The organism is Phormidium sp. FACHB-1136 (genome assembly GCF_014697375.1).
Classification (GTDB): Bacteria; Cyanobacteriota; Cyanobacteriia; order Phormidesmidales; family Phormidesmidaceae; genus Nodosilinea.
This window is the reverse complement of sequence record NZ_JACJRS010000171.1, coordinates 1-5853: the sequence shown is the minus strand read 5'-3', so window position 1 is coordinate 5853 and position 5853 is coordinate 1. Positions and strand designations below refer to the sequence as shown.

Below are 5853 nucleotides of genomic sequence, written 5' to 3'. Positions count from 1 at the left end.
GTCTCAAGCGATAGGCGAAGGCTGGCTGGCAGCAGAGAAAACGCTGTTTCACCTCTGGTATCAGGTGCGAGACGGCACCCTCACCCACGAAGCCTTTCGTCAGGCGGTTCAACCCGTCCAGGCGGAGGTCAACCGATGGCTTCAAGAGGCCGCCAACTACGACATTGGCCCCCAGGAAAAGACCCCACTCGCCAAAACCGTGCGCACCTGCCGACAGATCCTGGCCATTGAACCGGCCCTATGGACGTTTGTCGAGCGGGTCGGCGTTGAACCCACCAACAATGCGGCAGAACGCGCCTTGCGTCCCGCCGTGATTTGGCGGCGCACCAGTTTTGGCGCTCAATCCCAGGCAGGCAGTGAGTTTGTCGCCCGTATGTTAACGGTGGTCACCTCCTTGCAGGCCCAACAGCGCGATGGGTTGGACTTCTTGACCCAGGCCATTCAGGCCGAACGCTTTGGGCACGAGCACCCTGACCTACGGCCTCAACCCTCTACTGAGGATGAAACCCCTTTGGCGGCGTAGCCCCCTGAATCTTTACACTTTGCCTTAACAAAAAACGCTTCATCCAACGGCGGAATATCTGACGTGTCAATGTCGTCATCGGTCATGGCATCAGTTCTGCCCCAGTCGGTCTTGGATGTATTGTTCATAGGCAGCGAGAAACTGGGTTTCTTTTAACCACTATCAATGGCTAGGCCAGCATTTGAGGCCAGAAACCCGGTTTCTGAGTCAGCGAGTTAGGGCAATTCCGTGCGCCCCATTAGGTAGCGGTCGCATTCCCGTGCGGCACCACGACCCTCGTTGATGGCCCACACCACCAGGCTTTGGCCTCGACGGCAATCCCCCGCCGCAAAGACTCCGGGGATCGAGGTGGTGTATTGCTCGTGCTGGGCTTTGACGTTGCTGCGGGCATCTTTTTCTAGGCCCAGGGCATCAATCAGGGGCTGTTCTGGCCCCAGGAATCCCATGGCCAGCAGCACCAACTGGGCGGGCACCACCTGCTCGGTGCCGGGGATGGGCTGGGGCACAAAGCGCCCGTTTTCGTCCTTGCCCCACTGAATTTGGACGGTGTGGACAGCCTTCACATGGCCATTCTCGTCGCCCTCGAACTTGGTGGCGGTGGTCAGGTAGGTGCGGGGATCGGCCCCAAACTGGGCGGCGGCTTCCTCTTGGCCGTAGTCCATCTTGTAGACCTTGGGCCATTCGGGCCAGGGGTTGTTGGCGGCGCGGCTGTCCGGCGGCTGGGGCATGATTTCCACCTGGGTGACGCCGTTGCAGCCGTGGCGAAGGGAGGTGCCCACGCAGTCCGTCCCGGTGTCGCCGCCGCCGATGATCACCACATCCTTACCCGCCGCTGAGATGAATCCAGGGGTCGGCTGGCCATCCAGGACGGTACGGGTGTTTTCGGTCAAAAATTCCATGGCAAAGTGGATGCCCTTCAACTCGCGCCCTTCGATGGGCAAATCTCGCGGCTTGGTGGAACCCGTGCAGAGCAGCACCGCATCGAAGTCCTGCATCAGGGTTTCGGCGGCGATGTCTTTGCCCACTTCGGTATTGCAGACAAAGGTGACGCCCTCAGCTTCGAGGACATCCAGCCGCCGCTGCACCACTTCTTTTTTGTCCAGCTTCATGTTGGGGATGCCGTACATCAGCAGCCCACCAGGACGGTCGGCCCGCTCGTACACCGTCACCCAATGGCCCGCCGAATTAAGCTGCGCCGCCGCCGCCAACCCCGCAGGCCCAGAGCCAATCACCGCCACTTTTTTGCCCGTGCGCTGCTTCGGTGGGGTGGGGGTAATCCAGCCCGATTCCCAGCCCTTTTCGGCAATGGAATACTCAATGTTTTTAATCGTCACCGGGGGGCTGGTGATGCCCAAAACGCAGGAACCCTCACAGGGAGCGGGGCAAACCCGCCCGGTAAATTCCGGGAAATTGTTGGTTTTGTGCAGCCGCTCCAGGGCTTCTTCCCACAGGCCGCGATAGACCAAATCGTTCCATTCGGGGATCAAATTGTTAATCGGGCAGCCGCTAGCCATGCCGCTGATGGTCATACCCGTATGGCAAAAGGGCGTGCCGCAATCCATACACCGCGCCCCCTGGGTACGCAAATTTTCCTCTGGCATAGCCAGGTGAAATTCGTCCCAATTTCGAATGCGATCAGCGGGGGCCACCTCTTGCGCCACTTCCCGCAGATATTCCATAAATCCCGTCGGTTTTCCCATGATGTTTGTCCTGAAGTTGATATTGATAATTAAAGGTTCTTTGTAGGGTGCATTCGCGAAGCAATGCACCATGATGAGATTTCTTGCGCGGTGCATTGCGGCTCAAAAGTGTAATCTGGATGATTAGCTACGAGTAATGAGCCGCGAATGCACCCTACAGACTTTTATTTGGGCTTTAAATCCATTAAGAAAGATTTGTAAAAGTCACTGTGATCGCCTTCAAAATTATCCATGCCCTGTTTTGTTAAATAGCCTTTCTTACCAGTGTGGGGATTGGGAAAATGGCTAGAGATAAACTTTGGATAATCTGGACTCTCATGCCAAGAGATATTGAAGGCCGCATATTTAGGGAAGAAAACCATGCTGGCATAGGCCGGAATGTGATCGTGAACCCACCAGGCTAGGGCTGTCCAATCTTGGGTGCGCTCATAGAATGGGATAAACGAGTTCACCACAATACAGGCTGTTGCTCCCATATAGCCGTCACTGTCCCTCATATCCCAAATATGGTTAGCATAACTGGCCTCATTACTAGAGCAGTTATATTGATTCTTATTCTCTGCACCCTTAGCGTTCACTGCGCAGGATCGATAGGCGGATCGAATCGCAATCCGTCCTAAGGCGTCTTGAATCGGTTCCAAAACTTTCTCGCAAAGATTTCGACCAGCCTCAATCGCCAAGTCTGGATTATCGGGAATATTAGGTATTCCTTCAATTTGGGAAATCTCAGAATACAGAAATTCCCGCATGAAAAAACTTTTGGAGAGCCTGACTCTGCCAAAGTCCTCAAGAGCTTTTACGGTTTGGGGCTTTTTCATTGAATCTTCAGCCAGTCATCAGGAGTTAAAATTACAATATCTTCAAACGGATTCAGAACCAAAAGGTCATCATCACCTGTAATGATAAAGTTTGCTTGGCCACTGATGGCTAAGTCTAGAATATGATTATCTTTTGGATCATGACAAATATTGACAGTAGGCTGAGGCTCAATCAATGTTGAACGACGAGTTAGCACAATCTGAAAGTTTCGCCTGAAAGATTTTGTGACATACCGATCAAACTTCTCTCTCTTTAAAACTTCTTTCAACTCGTTTAGGATCTCCACAGAGATCAGCAAAACACCTGAATCTTGAACACGCCTCAATACTGTGGCTGGTTTGCTCTGAGTGAACAAAGCAGCACTAACCAGTACATTGGTGTCTAGAACAAATCGACTAAGCGTCATTTAAAATGGATTCTAAAATCTCAGGGGTCAGCTCTTTAGACTGAGCATAATCGCTCATAGACTCCATGATTTCTTCCAAGGACGGTTTTTCCTGAGTTAGGTCATCAAGGTACAGACTTAAAAGTGCCTCCATTTTTCTGCGATCTTCCTCAGAAGCCGCCTCAAACTGCTCAGCCACCTCTGCACTCACTCGAATTTGAATCGTTTTAGTTTCCATCGGGCCAATGGAGTTAGACAAACGCTGTAGAGTCAACGACAGTAGCCTATTATAAGCCCCAGCTTTTAGGTCTTCCCAAAAATCCTAGAATCTCTTTAGGTCACGTTAACGAGTTGTTACCTTTCGCCATCTGACCGTGGCAGCAATGTATCTGCCGTTACCGTTTGTGGCCATCCCCCTGCTTGGGTGGCTCTGGCAAAATGCCCTAGAGAAGGCGCTACAATAGCGATGATGGCTGCAAGCAACGCTATGTCCATTTTACCCACAAAAAGCCAACCCACCATTTCCCAAGAGGAACTGAAACAGCTTTTGCGAGAGTTTAAATCACAGCGGGGAGAAAGTCTTCACCTCACGGCCCTAGGCTACTTTGGTTCCTACGCCCGTGGCGAGGCTGGCCCTGACAGCGATATTGATATTGTCTTCAAAACAGACTATCCAAACCTGCTGCTGACATCAAGACTGCGACTAGATTTAGTAGAGCTTCTCAACCGCTCGGTAGATGTCATTCGCTATCGTGAGAACATGAATCCTGGTTTGAAGGCTCGTTTAGATAGAGAAGCCATCTATGTCTGACAACGATCTTTTGATAGAACGGCTTCAACAAATTCTTACGACTCTAGAACGCATCCCAAAACGATTCGAGAGCATTGCTGAACCACAAGACTTTTGCAATACAGAGTCAGGGCTTGAACATCTTGATTCTATTTGCATGGTTCTGTTAGCTGTTGGAGAGGCTTTTAAGCAAATTCATCAAAAAACAGAGGGGAAGTTCTTGACGAACTATCCTCAAGTTCCTTGGCAAGAAATTATGGGGCTACGAAATATTCTTGCCCACGTTTATTTTGAAGTAGACGAACAGCAAATTTACAACATATGCAGAGATGATATTCCCCTGCTGATTGAAACAGTGCGCCGGATGATTCAAGATTTGAACCAATGAAGAGTATCTATAGCCACAAGATTATTGATGGGTGATGTATCACTGACAATAATCACAATCGCCCCATCTCCTTTAGGTTTTGAAGATCCTGTTCAAAATCCTCCACCCCATAGTGAACTGGGATATGGCGACTAGCCAGCAAATGTTGAAAAGCGACACGGTGCATATCTGCAAAACGACTGGCTTGAGCCAGGGTCAGTTTCTCGCGTTGAAAGAGCATGATTGCGATTTCTTGACGCATCTCGGCCTCAGTCATGCGGGTTAGGGTTAGAATCTCGTTAGGGACGACAACACTCATGGCTATACTCCCGACTATTCTCGATATTCTACACCTCTAAGGCAGTGATTGGCTTGACCAGGAGAGAACAGCGCGTTTGATAGCGTTACGGAGATAATCTGATAATGACAGCTAAATGGCAAGAAACCTTAGTCGAAAAGCAAGTTACCTATACCCTAAATTTGAACGGTCAAGTGATTGTGATCGAAAATGTGCCTGCCTGTGTCAATGAAGAAACGGGTGAACAGTTTTTCTTTCCATCTACAGTAGAACGCTTGCAGAAAACGATTTTAGAACAAGCAGAACTCGATCACTTTGTGCAAGTTCCTGTTTATAACTACTCAAGCAGCGCAGCATGACACCTATGGCTGCTTTGCCCACGGAGAAAGATTTAGCATAAGCTGTTAGTCATCTAAACTGCGTATAATACATTAAAATTCTGGAATAAGCCATGGGAGTCAGAAACTATCTAACGTCAGAGGAAAAGCAAGAGCTTCAGAAGCAGTTGAAGTTCCATGAACACCCTGACATTCGAGAGCGCATTCTAATACGGCTACTGCGCAATGACGGCAGGACTCAACAAGAGATCGCGGACTTAATCGGATGCTCCTTGCGGAAGGTGGCCTACTGGAGCACCCATGGAGATCCGAGCAAGTTAGATAGTTTGATCGATGACCGAATGAAAGGCAACTATCATAAGGCAACGGATGAGTATATTGACTTACTGATAGAAGTCATTGATAAAGAGCCTCAAGATTACGGTTATGCGTTTGGGACATGGACCGCCGAGAGATTGGCATCTCATCTTGAGAAAGAGACGGGAATAAAGTTGAGCGGTAGTCAAGTCCGACGGATATTAGTCAAAAAAAATATGTATATATCTGGTCAAAGTATAGCCTTGAGGCCAAGCAAGATCCGGAACAGAGAAAGCTCTTTAAGGCCAAGTTAGAAGAGTATATTCGCATTGCGAA

The 5853-nt window shown here is 49.8% G+C and carries 9 protein-coding genes and 1 pseudogene; 5 read left to right on the top strand and 5 right to left on the bottom strand.

Annotated elements, in window-relative coordinates; all coding sequences use genetic code 11:
• Positions 1-523, top strand: a 523-nt coding sequence (locus tag H6G62_RS25665; protein ID WP_190500492.1) for a transposase, incomplete at its 5' end; no start/stop codon positions are given.
• A gap of 215 nt (positions 524-738) precedes the next feature.
• Here H6G62_RS25665 and gltD read toward each other — a convergent pair.
• The 4 genes from gltD to H6G62_RS25645 all read right to left on the bottom strand — a co-directional run bounded on the left by gltD (position 739) and on the right by H6G62_RS25645 (position 3701).
• Positions 739-2223: a glutamate synthase small subunit gene (gltD, locus tag H6G62_RS25660; protein WP_190500490.1), complete on the bottom strand. Its 1485-nt coding sequence runs from the start codon at positions 2221-2223 to the stop codon at positions 739-741.
• Between the two features lie 164 nt (positions 2224-2387).
• Positions 2388-3041 carry a peptidase M15 gene (locus H6G62_RS25655; RefSeq protein ID WP_190500488.1) on the bottom strand — a complete coding sequence of 218 codons (654 nt, stop codon included), beginning with the start codon at positions 3039-3041 and terminating at the stop codon, positions 2388-2390.
• Complete coding sequence (locus tag H6G62_RS25650) at positions 3038-3448, bottom strand: putative toxin-antitoxin system toxin component, PIN family (protein WP_190500487.1); 411 nt, start codon at positions 3446-3448, stop codon at positions 3038-3040. Before H6G62_RS25650 ends, H6G62_RS25655 begins: the two co-directional genes overlap by 4 nt.
• Positions 3438-3701 carry a hypothetical protein gene (locus tag H6G62_RS25645; RefSeq protein WP_242052281.1) on the bottom strand — a complete coding sequence of 88 codons (264 nt, stop codon included), beginning with the start codon at positions 3699-3701 and terminating at the stop codon, positions 3438-3440. Before H6G62_RS25645 ends, H6G62_RS25650 begins: the two co-directional genes overlap by 11 nt.
• 213 nt (positions 3702-3914) lie before the next feature.
• Here H6G62_RS25645 and H6G62_RS25640 point away from each other — a divergent pair, with 213 nt between their 5' ends.
• The gene (locus tag H6G62_RS25640) at positions 3915-4238 is read left to right on the top strand and encodes a nucleotidyltransferase domain-containing protein (RefSeq protein ID WP_190500485.1); all 324 of its coding nucleotides are present in this window, start codon (positions 3915-3917) and stop codon (positions 4236-4238) included.
• Positions 4231-4605 carry a HepT-like ribonuclease domain-containing protein gene (locus tag H6G62_RS25635; protein ID WP_190500483.1) on the top strand — a complete coding sequence of 125 codons (375 nt, stop codon included), beginning with the start codon at positions 4231-4233 and terminating at the stop codon, positions 4603-4605. Before H6G62_RS25640 ends, H6G62_RS25635 begins: the two co-directional genes overlap by 8 nt.
• 52 nt (positions 4606-4657) lie before the next feature.
• On the opposite strand, the gene H6G62_RS25630 is transcribed toward H6G62_RS25635, so the two are convergent.
• The gene (locus H6G62_RS25630; RefSeq protein WP_190500481.1) at positions 4658-4903 is read right to left on the bottom strand and encodes a UPF0175 family protein; all 246 of its coding nucleotides are present in this window, start codon (positions 4901-4903) and stop codon (positions 4658-4660) included.
• Between the two features lie 104 nt (positions 4904-5007).
• On the opposite strand from H6G62_RS25630, the gene H6G62_RS25625 reads away from it, so the two are divergent.
• Entirely contained in the window at positions 5008-5241 is a 234-nt protein-coding gene (locus H6G62_RS25625; RefSeq protein WP_190500479.1) for a YgiT-type zinc finger protein, read from the top strand.
• Positions 5242-5333: 92 nt separating this feature from the next.
• Positions 5334-5853, top strand: a pseudogene (locus H6G62_RS25620) (IS630 family transposase); the annotation flags it as partial.

Coding starts and splice junctions, on each gene's coding strand:
- H6G62_RS25650 (WP_190500487.1), bottom strand. CDS start 3,448: ATGACGCTTAGTCGATTTGTTCTAGACACCAATGTACTGGTTAGTGCT.
- H6G62_RS25635 (WP_190500483.1), top strand. CDS start 4,231: ATGTCTGACAACGATCTTTTGATAGAACGGCTTCAACAAATTCTTACG.
- H6G62_RS25625 (WP_190500479.1), top strand. CDS start 5,008: ATGACAGCTAAATGGCAAGAAACCTTAGTCGAAAAGCAAGTTACCTAT.
- gltD (WP_190500490.1), bottom strand. CDS start 2,223: ATGGGAAAACCGACGGGATTTATGGAATATCTGCGGGAAGTGGCGCAA.
- H6G62_RS25640 (WP_190500485.1), top strand. CDS start 3,915: ATGTCCATTTTACCCACAAAAAGCCAACCCACCATTTCCCAAGAGGAA.
- H6G62_RS25630 (WP_190500481.1), bottom strand. CDS start 4,903: ATGAGTGTTGTCGTCCCTAACGAGATTCTAACCCTAACCCGCATGACT.
- H6G62_RS25655 (WP_190500488.1), bottom strand. CDS start 3,041: ATGAAAAAGCCCCAAACCGTAAAAGCTCTTGAGGACTTTGGCAGAGTC.